Source organism: Ruegeria sp. I3 (assembly GCF_056532525.1).
Genome location: NZ_JBQFNI010000007.1, coordinates 201,128 through 216,661, shown reverse-complemented (window position 1 = coordinate 216,661; position 15,534 = coordinate 201,128). Strand labels below are relative to the sequence as shown.

The window sequence follows — 15,534 nt, the reverse complement described above, 5'->3', positions numbered from 1 at the left end:
CGAAGCCGAAGCCGAAGCCGAAGCCGAAGCCGAAGCCGAAGCCGAAGCCGAAGCCGAAGCCGAAGCCGAAGCCGAAGCCGAAGCCGAAGCCGAAGCCCTGAACAGGGCCGAGCCGACCGAAGAAAAGGTGATCGAACGCACAGTCGAAAAACGCGGTGGGTTTGTTCCGGCTTTGTTGGGCGGGGTTATTGCTGCAGGCCTCGGATTTGCTGCAGGCAACAGCGGGTTATTGTCTCAAGGAGCAGATAGCTCGGACGCAATTTCCGCGCTCGAGTCGAAGCTGGCGGAACAATCCGATCAGATTGCCCAACTGACAAAATCTCTTGCTGAAGGCCCCGATGTCTCGGGCTTGTCAGATCAGATCAAGGCGTTGTCGGATAAGCTTGCTCCGGTCGAAAGCGATCTGACTGCCGTGAAGAGCAGTGTTGATGGCCTGACCGGTAAGGTCGACCCGCTTGAGGAACGCCTGACCGCGCTTGAGAAGCAGCCGCTTGAAGCAAATGTCTCGCCCGAGGCCACAGCCGCGTTCGAGGCAGAATTGAAGAAACTACAGGATTCTCTGGCCGCTCAGCGTAGCGAAGTGGAAAAGATGGTCTCAGACGCGCAGGCTTTAGAGGCTAAAGCTTCGGCCGAAGCGCGCGCGGCGACCAACGCTGCCATCCTGTCGCGTTTGCATGGTCAATTGGATGCCGGTCAACCCTATGAAGATTTGGTCTCTGAACTGAAAGCCGGTGGTGTCGATGTGCCCGATGCTTTGGCTGCATCTTCGAAGGACGGAGTTGAGACGCTTTCGGCGCTGCGCAGCTCGTTTGCCCCCGCAGCCCGCGCCGCACTGGCGGATGCCCGTGATGCCGATAAAGGCACAGGCTTGGTTGCTTTCTTGCAGCGCCAGACAGGCGCGCGGTCGGTGACCCCGCAAGAGGGCGACGATCCGGACGCGGTCTTGTCACGCGCTCAAGCGGCGTTGGCGGATGGTGATGTCACTAAGGCGTTGACCGAACTGAAATCCTTGCCCGAAGCGGCGCAGACCGCATTGGCGGATTGGGAGCAGGCGGCGCAGACACGGGCCTCTGCCGTCGAGGCCGCAAATACGCTTGCTTCAAGCCTGAACTCGAACTGAAGGACCTGCCATGCTGTGGTCATTGTTAAAGATCCTTGTTTTTGTTGCGATTATCGGCCTGCTGGCCATGGGTGCTGGGTTCTTGATGGAATCATCCGGCGGCGTGCAGATCACCGTCGCAGGCACCGAATACACACTGGGCCCGCTGCAATCAGTGATCGCGCTGGGCGTGCTGGTGTTTGCGGTCTGGTTGTTCTTCAAGCTGCTTACGCTGCTGATCGCCACGCTGAAATTCCTAAACGGTGATGAAACCGCCCTTTCACGTTATTTCGATCGCAGTCGGGAAAAGCGAGGATATCAGGCGCTGGCGGACGGGTTGATGGCGCTGGCCTCGGGTGAGGGGCGCGTGGCGATGACCAAGGCTCATAAGGCCGAGAAGCTGCTGAACAATCCGGAACTGACCAATTTGCTGGTGGCGCAGGCAGCCGAGATGACCGGCGATACCAAGAAAGCGTCCGAGACTTACAAGAAGCTGGTCACCAACAACGCCACGCGATTTGTCGGTGTGCGCGGGATCATGAAGCAAAAGCTGGCCGAAGGCGATGATGAAACCGCGCGCAAGCTGGCCGAGAAGGCTCTAGCCCTCAAACCCCGGCATGAAGAAACGCAGGATGTGCTGTTGAACCTGCAGACCAAAGCGCAGGATTGGGCCGGTGCGCGGTCCACGTTGACCTCGAAGCTGAAGGCCGGGTATTTGCCGCGCGACGTGTTCAAACGGCGCGACGCAGTCCTGGCTTTGTCCGAGGCCAAAGTGCTGCTGGACGACACGGCGACGGTCGAACAGCAGGAACATGCGATTGAGGCAAACCGCCTTTCACCCGATCTTGTCCCAGCAGCCGCCATGGCCGCGCGCGCCTATATCGAAAAGGGCAAACCGCGTGCAGCCACCAAGATTCTGAAAAAGGCGTGGGAAGTACAACCTCACCCCGATCTGGCCCATGCCTTTGCCGAGATTGCGCCAGACGAAACACCTGAACAGCGGATCAAGCGGTTCACCGCTTTGACCCGCATTCATTCAAAGAATATGGAAACACGCCTGATTTTGGCCGAGCTGAACATCGTAGCCGAAGACTTCCCCGAAGCGCGACGCGCGCTGGGTGATGTTGTCGAAAAGCAGGGGGATGCACGGGCCTACACGCTGATGGCTGCGATTGAACGGGGCGAGGGCGCCTCGGACGCGGTGGTTCAGGGTTGGCTGGCCAAGGCGCTGAACGCACCGCGCGGGCCGCAATGGGTATGCACCAATTGCCACGACATTCAGCCTGAATGGGGACCGGTGTGCCAGAACTGCGGTAGCTTCGATACGCTCAGCTGGCAGACGCCTCAGACGCCCGAGATTGCTAGTGCGACGGGTGTGCACATGCTGCCTCTGATCGTTGGCGCGCTTGAGGATCAATCAGAGGCTGAAGAGGCAGAGGAACCTGAAGAAAGTGCTGAAGAGTCAATTGAAGAGCCGGTCGAAGAGGACGTGATCGAGGGAAAGGCCGAGCCGGTCTCGGAGGAAGTCGCGCGACAGACCTAACGCGCGGTCTCGGCGTTGAAAGCGTCGTTCCGCAGCTTAAACAACCCGGCCCACCGATTTTGATCAAGGACGACCAAAGCCATTATGTGCGATCGGCTGTCGTCGGCGACACCGGCACACAAGACGACTAAACCGATCCCGGCGGGTTCTGCACGTCCAGATAACGTTCGGCCGGAATCCTCACGAGACCTTTGATCCCCAAGGCAGTACGATCCGCATCATCCAACTGCGCAATCGCCCGTTCAACCGCTGTAAAAATCGCTTGCTGATCGTTACCCTCCGCAGTGATCAATGGTAGGCTAGGCGTCGGGTCCGTCCACTCTAACACCCGCAGAGATGCGGCAAACTCTTCATACTCAGCCATCAATCGCCAAGAAACCGCATCAAGGGCGGCGATATCGGCGTGACCTTCCGCAACGGCATGCGCCGACTTCAGGTGACCTTCGGTTTGCACACGGTGCTTGAACCAGAAGCCATGCGGCTCAAGATGCCAATAAGGCGCGGCGTAGCCAGATTGCGAAAAGGTCTGGTTGTAAGCGAACACCGCTTCCCGAAACGCCATCAGATTTGTGCGTGGATCATCGGCGCGCACGACCAGAGCACTGCGGTAATAGCCGGGCGGACACCCGTCGAGACCATAGTCTGGCGTGCCAACCAACGCGACCTTATCGTGTAGCCATGTCCGGTACGGCATGCCGCAAGTCTGGCTCAGCACCAGTTCCGGGTGCTGCCAGACCGAGAATTCCTCGACGTCCTGCGACAGATGCTCAGGGCTCTCGATCCCGGCGCGGTTCAGATTGTCACGGATGAGGCTCCAGTATCGCAGATGTGCCTCATCAAGCTGAGGGCGGGCATACATCATCAGGCTTGCGATCATTGCATCTGCCCGAACAGTTCATACAGCTCTATCGTGGTTTTCACGCCGACCTTCTGCTGGATGCGCCCGCGATGAATTTCTACCGTGCGGGGGCTGATACCCAAGGCAGTTGCGATCTCCTTGCTCGACGTGCGCGCGGGGTGGGTCAGAATATGTTGCAGGACCTGCTCCTCGCGGTCGGTCAAAAGTCTGCGCTTATCCGCAAGCATCTGACGTCGCGATTTCTCGGCGCGCAGACGGTCGCCTATTTCAAACGCGGCCTGTATCCGTTCGATCAGCACCTGCAGGTCAAAGGGTTTTTCCAGAAAATCAATTGCACCTGCCTTGGTGGCCCGCACGGATTCCGGAATGCCGCCATGACCCGAGATGAAAATGACCGGTATGGTCGACTCGCGCCGGTTCAGATGTTCCTGCAATTCCAGCCCGTCCATGCCGGGCATGCCATAGTCCAGGATCAGGCAACCTTTTGCGTCCTCATGCACCTGATTCAGAAATGTCTGCGCATCGGCAAAATGCTCGACCCTTAGTCCGCGTTTGCTGAGCGAGCGTGATAAGGCGACGCGCACATCTTCATCGTCATCGACGATATAGACGACCAGCGGCTCAAAGGTCATGCGTGATCCTCCTTGGGCTGATCGCGGCGCTGCAGGGTGAAACAGAAGCGCGCCCCGGACGTCTCAGTAGGCTCGTACCAAATGGCTCCGTCATTGGCTTTGACGATGGTCCGACAAATGGACAGGCCCAGCCCCATCCCGTCGGTCTTCTGGGTGTCAAACGAGTTGAACAAGGTGACACCATCGCTAATCCCGGGCCCGTTATCCTCAACCCGCACCTCGACCAGTTCATCGCTGGTCTTTGTAGTGATGGTGATTTTACCCTTGCCATCCGGATCCAGGGCCAAGGCGTCGATCGCGTTGCGCAACAGGTTAACCAGAACCTGAGCGATCTGCGTCCGGTTTCCGATGACAAGAGGAAGGTCGGTTTCTTCATAAAGCAGCTTGATCTCGTGTAACTTCGCCTCGGCGTCCATCAGGCTGACGGTTTGCCGGATCAGCCCGTTCAGTTCAAACGGAGTCTGACGTCCGCGATCCTTACGCACCACATCACGCAGGGCGCGGATGATGTCGCCCGCACGGCGCGACTGGCGGTCGATGTCCGAAAGGATTTCTATAACCTCAGGATCGGGATCGCCGATTTCATCCAGCGTGATCTTCGCGGCGTCGACATTATAGGAAATCGCGCTTAGCGGTTGGTTCAGCTCATGCGCCAGCCCCGAGGCCATCTCGCCCATCAGGTTGACCCGTGCCACATGGGACAGATCGCGGCTGAGGCGGCTTACTTCATCCTCGGCCTGCTTTCGATCGCTGACGTTGTCGATAATGGCAACCGCATGATCAGGGGTCCCGCTTTCATCGCGGATGAGGATGGCATTGACCCGCAACCAGATGGGGGATCCGTCTTTTCGAATAAACTGGTTCTCGGCGATGAACTCGGAATCCTGCAGAAGGGTTTCGCGAAACTTGACCGCGATCTGCTGTTCATCTTCCGGCAGGATGTCGGCCAGCGTCATCTTCTCCAATTCATTCGGCTGATATCCCATGATATCGCACAGCTGTTCGTTGGTCCGCAGAAACCGCCCCGTTTCGGGCGAGATCTGCGCCATCCCGCGCGAGGCCAGATCGAAGGTGCGGCCATAGGCGGTTTCGAACCGTTGCCGTTGCCGAACTTCCTGAGTCAGAGCCGCACCGGTATCTTCCAGCTCGCGATAGGGGCTGTGCAGGCCTTCTTCGGTGGTGATCTCTCCGCTGCGCAATTGCTGGCTCTGGCTGGCGAAGGTGCGCACAGGGGCATAAATCCGGTCGGCCATGGCCAAACCAATTGCGCCCGTCAGAATGGCAATGGCAAGCGCGATCCAGACGCCTTGCGTCCGGTTCTTCTTGATCTCGCCAATAAAGTTGTCCTCGGCCGCATAAAGCCCGATCAACCAACGCAGCCCCGGCTCGGACACCTCGATCAGCATCGCCACATAGTCCTGACCGTTCAGCTGGAAATCGGTATGAACCGGTCCTTCCGTGTCGCTCAGACCGGTTTGCACGACATCTCCGAACGCCTTTTGCGCGATGGGGTCTGCGATTTGGTCCACACGCGTCAGCTCGGGCGCTTCCATATGTGCTTCCTGCCGGATCAGCACCAGCGTTGGATGCGCCAGCACCGCGCCATTTTCGTTCAGAACCAGCGCGGCACCGCGTCGTTCCGACCAGATGTCCAGCAGGAACCCCGACAGGGCGTCGATCTGGATATCGACACCCAAAATGGCACGGATAGCTCCGGTATCGTCCAATATGGGGACACTATAAGTGATTCCCGGCTGGCGCGTGGTGAAGAAGATATAAGGCTCTGTCCAGATCGGTGCTTTGGCTTCGGTCACCATTCTGAACCAGGGCCGGGTGCGCGCCTCATAGGTGTCAGTCTGGGTAGTGGCCGTTTCCAGCAATGTGAACTGATCGTTGCGCCATTGGAAATCGGCGGGATGTTCCGCGGTGCCGGGCAGGAATGGCGGAACGAACTTGGTGCGATAGCGTCCGGGCTCTTCCGCGCGCATGACGTAGACAAACCTGCCCGTCGCATCGGCCAGATACATCCCTGCGAGTTGAGGCGCGACCTGTAGCTGCTGAAAAAAATGGCTTTCCAATACGCCAGGATCGCTGATATCCAGTACGTCATTTTCAGCAAGTCGCCGAGTTGCATCCAAGGCCTGCCGGGCGGGGTTCAGAAAACTTTTGACTTGGCCGATGACATTGACACTGACTTCGTTCAGTGATGTTCGGGATTGCCGCAACAGCGCGTTCTCCGAGCTGACAAAGGTCGACAGGATCACCGAAAGGATGGCGATGAACTGCAGCCCGCCCAAACACAGCGCAAGCGTGGCGCGCAGCGATCTTCGCCTGCGGGCTGGCTCAGTGTGGTCCTGGCGTATTTCTTGTTGCCCTGCGTAGTTCAATTCTTGTCCAAACGACCTTCTGCACGGGTCGGTATCACAGTCACAGAATGTGATCAGTTACCCTCTTTCCCCTATATCTGAATCCGAGCCTATACGTAATCTACCGTATAGACACCTGCTGTTTGGTTTCGCTTTCCTCTTTATCATCGGGGGGCCTGATTCCAGTGCGATTTTTTCTGTTGTGTTCTGAAAGGTTTCAGGCACCCCACAGATCAAAAAAGACTGACAACAGGAGTGTCAAAGTGTTCAAGAAAACCTCAATCACCGCATTTGCCGCGGCGGCCCTGATGGCACCAGCGGCATATGCTGAAGAATTTATCACGATCGGAACTGGCGGCGTTACGGGTGTCTATTACCCGACGGGTGGCGCGATCTGCCGTCTGGTCAACAAGGGCCGGAAAGAGCACGGGGTCCGGTGTTCGGTGGAGTCGACTGGGGGGTCGGTTTACAACATCAACACCATTCGCGAAGGCGAGCTTGAGTTTGGGGTGGCACAGTCGGACTGGCAGTACCACGCATTCAACGGCAGCTCGAAATTCGAAGAAGCCGGCCCGTTTGAGAACCTGCGTGCCGTGTTCTCGGTACACCCAGAGCCGTTCACGGTTGTGGCGCGTGCCGACGCGGGTATCTCGAATTTCGAAGACCTGAAGGGCAAGCGCGTCAATATCGGCAATCCCGGTTCCGGTCAGCGTGGCACCATGGAAGTGCTGCTGGGCGAAATGGGTTGGACCACCGACGATTTCGAACTGGCGACCGAGCTGAAGGCGGCTGAACAGTCCGCTGCCCTGTGCGACAACCAGATCGATGCGATGGTTTACACCGTTGGTCACCCATCGGGTTCGATCCAGGAAGCAACCACCGCCTGTGACTCGGTTCTGGTGAACGTCAGCGGCGACGCGGTTGACAAGCTGGTTGGTGACAACTCCTTCTACCGTACCGCAACCATCCCAGGTGGCATGTATCGTGGTTCGGATGGTGACACCTCGACATTTGGTGTTGGTGCAACCTTCGTGACTTCGGCTGACGTGTCGGAAGACGCGGTTTATGCGGTTGTCAGCTCGGTCTTCGAGAACTTCGATGACTTCAAAAAGCTGCACCCGGCATTTGCCAACCTGAAACCAGAAGAGATGATTGCGGACGGCCTGTCGGCACCGCTGCATCCGGGTGCTGAGAAGTACTACAAAGAAAAAGGCTGGATTCAGTAACCAGACCTGACACGGGGCGCCTTTCGGGGCGCCCCGATTCATATCCGGGCTAAACCGGAGACAAGACGGCCGTAAAAACCAAGGCCGAAGGACAGGGAGATACCAACATGAGTTCCGACACACAGGGCAATCGCCCTCTTTCCGAAGAAGAGCTTCAGGAACTGGTTGCCTCATCAGATGCAGGCGCGCGTGATCCGGCGGGAAATGTCGGGCTGTTTCTGGCGATCGTTGCGGTCTTGTGGTCGGTGTTTCAGGTCGTTCTGGCCTCACCCTTGTCGAATTATCTGCTGCCGGGCAGCGTGGTGAACAACTCGCGCCAGATTCATCTGGCCTTTGCGATGTTCCTGGCCTTCTCGGCCTATCCGGCGCTTAAATCCAGCCCGCGGGATTACATTCCGATCCAGGATTGGATCATGGGCATCGTGGGCGCGTTTCTGGCGCTGTACGGTTATTTCTTCTACCAAAAGATCGTTGATGCAGGCGGTCTCGCGGACGACACAGACAAATGGTTCGCCCTTGTTGGCCTTCTGTTGTTGTTCGAAGCCGCGCGTCGCGCGCTTGGCCCCGCGATGGCCATCATTGCCACGATCTTTCTGGCCTATGTCTTCTTCGGCGCATCCGAATGGGTACCCGAGGTGATCCGTTGGAAAGGTGCCAGCCTGCAAAAGGCGATGAGCCATATGTGGATCACGTCCGAAGGTGTCTTTGGCATCGCGCTGGGCGTGTCGACCAAGTTCGTCTTCCTGTTCGTTCTTTTCGGCGCCCTGCTCGATAAGGCGGGCGCGGGCAACTACTTTATCAAGATGGCCTTTGGCGCGCTGGGGCACCTGCGCGGTGGCCCGGCCAAAGCGGCTGTTGTTGGTTCTGCGGCGACCGGCCTGATCTCGGGCTCGTCCATTGCGAACGTTGTCACGACCGGCACCTTCACTATCCCACTGATGAAGCGTGTGGGCTTTTCCAGCGAACAAGCGGGCTCGGTTGAGGTCGCCTCATCCGTGAACGGCCAGATCATGCCACCGGTGATGGGCGCTGCTGCCTTCCTGATGGTGGAATATGTGGGCATCTCATACGTTGAGGTGATCACCCACGCCTTCCTGCCTGCTGCGATTTCCTACATCGCGCTGGTCTACATTGTGCATCTTGAAGCGGTGAAGCGGAACATGCCGACGCTGGGCGACCGCGTCGTTTCGATGGGGCGCACAATCGGTGGAATGGCGCTGTTCTTCGTGGGCTTTGCCGGGCTGTGCTATGGCATCCAGTACCCGATCAAAGCGATTGTCGCGCTCATGCCCGATGCGTCGGGTCTGGTCCTGTCGGCGCTGATCGTTTTGGCCTATCTGATCCTGCTTTGGCTGGCTTCCGGAGTAGAGGACTTGGTGCCTGACGATCCTAATGCCAAAGAGGTTGAACTGCCGGTAATTGCCGAAATCTACAAGGCCGGTCTGCATTACCTGCTACCGATCATCGTGCTGGTCTATTTCCTGATGATCGAACAGAAATCACCGGGCCTATCAGCCTTCTGGGCGACTTCGCTGTTGTTCGTGATCCTGCTGACGCAGAAACCGCTCAAGTCGATCTTCCGGGGTGAAAGTGACACCGCGAATGCCTTCAAGGCCGGTGTCGTCGACCTGTGGAATGGTCTGATCGACGGCGCGCGCAACATGATTGGTATCGCGCTGGCCACCGCCACTGCGGGTGTGATCGTGGGCACCGTGACGCTGACCGGCGTGGGCCAAGTGATGGCCGATCTGGTCGAGTTCCTGTCAGGCGGTAACCTGATCGCCATGCTCGCGCTGGTGGGTCTGCTCAGCCTGATCCTCGGGATGGGTTTGCCGACTACGGCGAACTATATCGTGGTCAGCTCGCTGATGGCGGGTGTGGTCGTGGAATTGGGCGCGCAGGATGGGCTGATCGTGCCGCTGATCGCGGTGCACCTGTTCGTGTTCTACTTCGGTATCATGGCTGATGTGACACCGCCGGTTGGTCTGGCGAGCTTTGCAGCCGCCGCCGTTTCTGGTGGGGATGCGATTAAGACCGGTTTCACCGCCTTCTTCTACAGCTTGCGCACCGTGGCACTGCCTTTCGTGTTCATCTTCAACACCGATCTGTTGCTAATCGATGTGGGTTGGGTACAGGGCATTCTTGTGGCCGTCTCTGCGACCATCGCGATCCTGATCTTTACCGCCGGTACCATGGGCTGGTTCCTGACCAAGAACCGCATCTATGAAAGCGTGGCGCTGATTCTGATCGCCTTTGCGCTGTTCCGTCCGGATTTCTTCATGAACCGCATCGCACCGCCCTTTGCGCAGATCGAACCGGCACAGCTGACACAGGCCGTGGGTGAGGCCGCACCCGGCAGCACCATGCGGATTGAGGTCGCAGGTCCGGACTTTGACACTGGCAATATGACCGAAACCACCGTTGTTCTGGACATTCCGGAAGGGGCCGACGGCACAGCACGCATTGACGCTCTGGGCCTGATGACGCTGGAAGAGGATGGTCTGGTCAAGCTCGACGAGCCGATGTTCGGTACGCCGGTCGCGGATGAGCTGGATATGTTCGACTATTATGCTGACGATGCCGTTCGCATCACCAGCATTCAGGCCCCGCAAAGCCAGCCCGCGAAAGAGCTGATCTTTATCCCGGCGCTGATCCTGTTGGGTCTTGTCGCCTTCCTCCAGCGCGGCCGCGCCGCAAAACAGGGAGAACCCGCATGACCCAAGCAATTCTGTGCGCCGTGGATATCAGCAATGGCGATCTTGATGTTGCTGTCCTTGAACGCGCCGCAGCGCTGGCCGAAATGGATGGCGCGCGGCTGGATGTCGTGACCGTGACACCTGACTATGGCGAAGGCTTTGTCAGCAGTTTTTTTGAGCCCCACCACCACGAAAAGGTGATTGAAGAGGCTCATGAAAAGCTGGTCGCCCTCTGCGCCGCCACGCTGGGGGAAGAGCGCAACGCCAAGGTCCGTCATGTGGTGGCAACTGGCAGCGCCTATCAGGAGATTCTCAAAACCGCGGAAGGCGCGGGCTCGGACTTGATCGTGATCGGCGCGCATAAGCCTGACTTGAAAGACTATTTGCTTGGTCCGAATGCGGCGCGCGTCGTGAGGCATTCGCACACGTCAGTATATGTTGTGCGGTAAATCGATCGGATTTAAGCTGAGAATCTGCCATTTGAAGCTTGTTACTCAGTAGCCAATCTCGCAGATCCTTACCGGGAGATTTCTATGATGAAGACATTCATGAAAACCGGCGCCGTTCTGGCGTTGGGTGTTGTCGCTTGCGCGGCCAATGCGCAGGACCCTGCGCCGGAATATGGCTATGGTTGGGAGGACAAAAACTCGGTGACTGGCACCGAGTTCATGGTCTCGGCCGCCAATCCCATTGCTGCCAAAGCGGGATATGATGTGCTGGCCGCAGGTGGCACAGCCGCAGATGCGATGATTGCCGTGCAGCTGATGCTCAATCTGGTTGAACCGCAATCATCGGGCATCGGCGGTGGTGCGTTCATGCTGTATTGGGATGCGTCGGCTAAAACTCTGACCACCTTTGATGCGCGCGAAAAGGCGCCGGCCAAGGCCACGCCTGAACGGTTCCTGTTGCCGGACGGGGAAAAGATGCCGTGGCCCGAAGCTGTTGTAGGCGGACAATCTGTTGGCGTTCCGGGCATTCTGCGCCTGATGGAAGTGACCCATAACCTCTATGGCAAGAAAGACTGGGCCTCGCTGTTCCAGTCTACCATCGATCAGGCCGAGCAGGGGTTTGAGGTTTCGCCCCGCATGGCAAACTCGATCCAAAGCACGATTGAACGTGAGCGCTCAGTCGGTGTGTTCCCGGCGGGCAAAGCGTATTTCTTCAACGAAGATGACACGCCGCTGCAGGCTGGAACCTTACTACGGAACCCCGAGTTTGCCGAAACCCTGCGCATTCTGGCCGATCAGGGCGCAGGCGCCTTCTATAGCGGCCCCATCGCCGAAGATATCGTGGCCGCAGTGGATGCCACATCCAAGGTTGAAAACAACATCACGCTTGAAGACCTGGCCGACTACCGCGTCAAAATCCGCCCCGCCGTCTGCGCCGATTATCGCGGTTACGATGTTTGCGGAATGGGCCCACCAACCTCCGGCGGCCTGACCGTCGGGCAGATTCTGGGGATCCTCAGCAACTTCGACCTCGAAGGCACCGGTTGGAACGCCGAGATGGCGCATCTCTATGCCGAGGCCGCCAAGCTGGCCTATGCCGACCGCGCGCTTTACATGGCCGACGGCGATTTTATCGATGTACCGGTCAAGGGTCTGCTGGACGCGGACTATCTAAAGCTGCGCTCGGAGATGATCGACCCTGCTGCAGCCAGCGAGAAGCGTCAGGCAGGTGAGCCGCCACGTGATCACACCGCCCTGTTTGCGCCCTCGCAAAACCCGGGTCGTCCCGGCACCAGCCATATCGTGATCCGAGATCAGTACGGCAACGCGCTGTCGATGACGACCACTATTGAGACCGCCTTTGGCAGCCGAGTTTTTGTGCGGGGTTTCTTGCTGAACAACGAACTCACCGATTTCGACCGCGCACCAAAGGATGGCGACCGTCTGGTGGCCAACCGCGTTGAGGGTGGCAAACGCCCGCGCAGTTCGATGTCACCAACTATCGTGATGAAGGATGGTGAGCCCTATCTGCTGATCGGTTCACCCGGCGGTAGCCGCATTATCAACTATGTGGCCAAAACGATCATTGCGATCCTGGATTGGGAAATGGACCCGCAGGATGCCATCGAAACCGGGCATTTTGTGCATCGCAACGGGTCTGCGATGGATCTTGAGCAGGGAACATCCGCTGCCGAATTCGCTGATGCTCTGACAGCCAAGGGGCATGAGGTCAAACAGGTCGATCTCAACAGTGGGCTTCACGCCATCCTGATCAAGGATGGCCAGCTGATCGGAGCGGCTGATCCGCGCCGCGAAGGCGTGGCACTAGGCCAATAAAGGCGAACTGCAAAAGGGCTGTTGGACAATTGTACCACGCAGCCCTTTTCTCTTGCTTTAACAGCGTACTCGTCCGATAGGGCGGTATGTTCAAAAGCCGCGCGATAACCTTTATCCTGATCACGCTGATGATTGATGCCATCGGTATCGGCATCGTGTTCCCGATCATGCCCGACCTGATGGATCGCGTCGGTGCGGGCAATACCGGGCAGGGGGCTTTTTGGGGTGGGCTGCTGATGGCCGCCTATGCCGGGGCGCTGTTCCTGTGCGGACCCATTGTCGGCAGCATTTCAGATGCGGTCGGCCGCAGGCCGATCCTGATCGCGGCACTGACCATGTTGGCGCTGGATTATGTGATCATGGCGCTGGCCGAAACGTTTTGGCTGCTTCTTCTGGGACGGACGCTCGCGGGGCTTGCGGGGGCGACCTATATCACCGCAACGGCTTACATCGCTGACATATCATCACCGACCGAGAAGGCGGCGAATTTCGGCCTGATCGGGGCGGCCTTCGGGATTGGGTTTGTGCTTGGACCGGCCATCGGCGGCATCGCTGCCGGGATCAGCATTACTGCGCCGTTCTGGATTGCCGCGGTCTTGTCCGCCGCCAACGCCTTGTTCGGAGTATTCGTCCTGCCCGAGAGCCTGAAACCAGAAAAACGCCGCCCCTTTGGCAAGCGCGACCTGAACCCGTTCAAATCGATCTTTGACGCCTTCCGCTTTCCGGGGCTGGCAGTGCCGCTGCTGTGCATTTTCATCTTTGAATTTGCCAACATGGTCTACCCCACCCTCTGGGCCTTCTGGATACGAGAGGTGTTTGGCTGGTCCACGCTGTATATCGGCCTGTCGCTGGCTGCATACGGCGTGCTGTTGGCCTTCGTCCAAGCCGGACTGATGCCGGTCTTCATTCGCTGGATCGGCGACTACCGGACCCTGCTGCTGGGGATGGTATCGGCATTGGTCGGAATGATCGGCTTTGGGTTTACCGTAACGGTTACGGCCCTTGTCATCTTTATTCTGCTTGCCGCGCTGTCCGACCTCGTGCCTGCCTTGATCACGGCTATGGCCTCGAACCAGGCGGACGAAGACCGGCAGGGCGTGGTGCAGGGAGTCATCGCGTCACTGTCTTCTGTCGCTGCGGTTCTGTCGCCTTTGGTGATGACCGGCATCTTTCAGGCGTCGGTCGATGGCGAAGGCACTTATCTGCCCGGCGCACCGTTCTTTTTCTCGGCGGCTCTGGTCTTGGTGATGATGCCGTTGGTGTTCCGTCTGCGCGGGCACGCATCGGTCTGAAACGAAAAACGCACCCGCAGCGGACTGCGAGTGCGTTGAATTTTCAAGGCACGAGGCGCTTACTGAATTTCACCCATGCAGAGATATTTCATCTCAAGGAAATCCTCGATCCCGTATTTCGAACCCTCACGGCCTAGACCGGATTGTTTGACACCGCCGAACGGGGCGACTTCGGTCGAGATCAGGCCAGTGTTGATGCCCACCATGCCCGATTCCAGCGCCTCGGCCACACGCCAGACGCGCGCCAGATCGCGGCTGTAGAAATACGAGGCCAGGCCGAACTCGCTGTCATTGGCCATGTTGACGACGTCGTCTTCTTCCTCGAATTTGAACAGCGGAGCGACGGGGCCGAAGGTTTCGTCCTTTGCCACAACCATGTCGCGGGTTACGCCAGTCAGAACGGTGGGTTCAAAGAATGTCCCACCCAGATCCGAGCGTTTGCCGCCCAGCGTTACAGTCGCCCCTTTGGAAACCGCGTCCGATATATGTTCTTCAACTTTGTCGACCGCCGCCTGATTGATCAGGGGACCTGTGGTGATGCCGTCGCCAAAGCCGTCGCCGACATTCAAAGATTTGGTCTTCTCGGCCAGCTTGGCAGCAAACTCGTCATAGACGCCCGCCTGCACATAGATGCGGTTGGCACAGACGCAGGTCTGGCCATTGTTGCGGAACTTCGCGATCATCGCGCCATCCACGGCGGCATCCACGTCGGCATCGTCAAAGACGATGAATGGTGCGTTACCGCCCAGTTCCAGCGACATCTTCTTGATGGTGCCCGCCGCCTGACGCATCAGGATCTGTCCTACACGGGTCGAGCCGGTGAATGTGATCTTGGCGACCTTGTCATTGGTGCAAAGCTCATTACCGACGCCTGAGCTGTCGGTGCCCGGGATCACGTTGAACACGCCCGCCGGTATACCTGCACGTTCACCCAAAACCGCCATCGCCGTCGCCGACAGCGGCGTCAGCGTCGCTGGGCGCGCCACAAAGGTACAGCCCACGGCCAGCGCCGGGCCAACTTTGCGCGCGATCATCGCGTTGGGGAAATTCCAAGGCGTGATTGATCCCACTACGCCCACGGGCTGCTTCAGCACCACGATGCGCTTGTCGCGCTGGTGGCCGGGGATGACGTCGCCGTATACACGCTTGGCCTCTTCCGAGAACCACTCGATAAAGGACGCGCCATATAGGATTTCACCGCGCGCCTCGGGCCAGGGTTTACCCATCTCGGCGGTCAGGATGGTTGCCAGATCGTCTGCGTTTTCGACCATCAGGTCGAACCATTTGCGCAGAATGGCGGCGCGTTCCTTGCCAGTCTGAGCAGCCCATTCCTTCTTCGCAGCGTAAGCTGCATCGATGGTCTGTGTTGTGCCTTCGATGCTGACATCTGTCACATTGGCGATCAGATCACCGGTTGCAGGGTTGTAGACAGGGAACGTTGCCTCACCTTCGACCCATTCACCGTTGATATAGGCGCGGGGTTCCAGAAGGCTGGGATCTTTCAGCTCCAGCTTGGTCACTTTGGTATCCAGCATG

11 protein-coding genes are annotated in these 15,534 nt (G+C 58.3%); 7 read left to right on the top strand and 4 right to left on the bottom strand.

All coding sequences use genetic code 11. The features are described from left to right. Together ACR0L9_RS17820 and ACR0L9_RS17815 are read left to right on the top strand one after the other, a co-directional pair. Nucleotides 1-1,120, top strand: a 1,120-nt coding sequence (locus tag ACR0L9_RS17820; RefSeq protein WP_480896309.1) for a COG4223 family protein, incomplete at its 5' end; no start/stop codon positions are given. A 10-nt stretch (nt 1,121-1,130) separates the two neighbouring features. Beyond that, the gene (locus ACR0L9_RS17815) at nt 1,131-2,642 is read left to right on the top strand and encodes a heme biosynthesis HemY N-terminal domain-containing protein (RefSeq protein WP_480896308.1); all 1,512 of its coding nucleotides are present in this window, start codon (nt 1,131-1,133) and stop codon (nt 2,640-2,642) included. Nucleotides 2,643-2,769: 127 nt separating this feature from the next. On the opposite strand, the gene ACR0L9_RS17810 is transcribed toward ACR0L9_RS17815, so the two are convergent. Genes ACR0L9_RS17810 through ACR0L9_RS17800 form a run of 3 tightly spaced genes read right to left on the bottom strand, consistent with a single transcriptional unit; the run spans nt 2,770 to nt 6,520 of the window. Beyond that, nucleotides 2,770-3,519 (bottom strand): PhnD/SsuA/transferrin family substrate-binding protein, encoded by a 750-nt coding sequence (locus ACR0L9_RS17810; RefSeq protein WP_170625375.1) that lies wholly within the window; start codon nt 3,517-3,519, stop codon nt 2,770-2,772. Next, on the bottom strand, nt 3,516-4,133 hold the full coding sequence (locus ACR0L9_RS17805) for a response regulator transcription factor (protein ID WP_170397932.1): 618 nt from the start codon (nt 4,131-4,133) through the stop codon (nt 3,516-3,518). The genes ACR0L9_RS17810 and ACR0L9_RS17805 overlap by 4 nt, the downstream gene beginning before the upstream one ends. Further along, the gene (locus ACR0L9_RS17800; protein WP_480896307.1) at nt 4,130-6,520 is read right to left on the bottom strand and encodes an ATP-binding protein; all 2,391 of its coding nucleotides are present in this window, start codon (nt 6,518-6,520) and stop codon (nt 4,130-4,132) included. The genes ACR0L9_RS17805 and ACR0L9_RS17800 overlap by 4 nt, the downstream gene beginning before the upstream one ends. A gap of 242 nt (nt 6,521-6,762) precedes the next feature. Here ACR0L9_RS17800 and ACR0L9_RS17795 point away from each other — a divergent pair, with 242 nt between their 5' ends. The 5 genes from ACR0L9_RS17795 (at nt 6,763) to ACR0L9_RS17775 (ending at nt 13,998) form a co-directional block, all read left to right on the top strand. Continuing rightward, the gene (locus ACR0L9_RS17795; RefSeq protein WP_170397937.1) at nt 6,763-7,725 is read left to right on the top strand and encodes a TAXI family TRAP transporter solute-binding subunit; all 963 of its coding nucleotides are present in this window, start codon (nt 6,763-6,765) and stop codon (nt 7,723-7,725) included. A 107-nt stretch (nt 7,726-7,832) separates the two neighbouring features. After that, nucleotides 7,833-10,442, top strand: coding sequence for a TRAP transporter permease (locus tag ACR0L9_RS17790; protein WP_480896306.1), 2,610 nt, complete (start codon nt 7,833-7,835; stop codon nt 10,440-10,442). Further along, complete coding sequence (locus tag ACR0L9_RS17785) at nt 10,439-10,870, top strand: universal stress protein (protein WP_170397943.1); 432 nt, start codon at nt 10,439-10,441, stop codon at nt 10,868-10,870. The genes ACR0L9_RS17790 and ACR0L9_RS17785 overlap by 4 nt, the downstream gene beginning before the upstream one ends. Before the next feature lie 84 nt (nt 10,871-10,954). Next, complete coding sequence (gene ggt / locus ACR0L9_RS17780) at nt 10,955-12,706, top strand: gamma-glutamyltransferase (RefSeq protein WP_170636616.1); 1,752 nt, start codon at nt 10,955-10,957, stop codon at nt 12,704-12,706. Between the two features lie 86 nt (nt 12,707-12,792). Further along, nucleotides 12,793-13,998 carry an MFS transporter gene (locus ACR0L9_RS17775; protein WP_170407966.1) on the top strand — a complete coding sequence of 402 codons (1,206 nt, stop codon included), beginning with the start codon at nt 12,793-12,795 and terminating at the stop codon, nt 13,996-13,998. A 59-nt stretch (nt 13,999-14,057) separates the two neighbouring features. Here ACR0L9_RS17775 and ACR0L9_RS17770 read toward each other — a convergent pair whose 3' ends face one another. Further along, on the bottom strand, nt 14,058-15,533 hold the full coding sequence (locus tag ACR0L9_RS17770; protein WP_480896305.1) for an NAD-dependent succinate-semialdehyde dehydrogenase: 1,476 nt from the start codon (nt 15,531-15,533) through the stop codon (nt 14,058-14,060). Between the last annotated feature and the right edge of the window lies 1 nt (nt 15,534).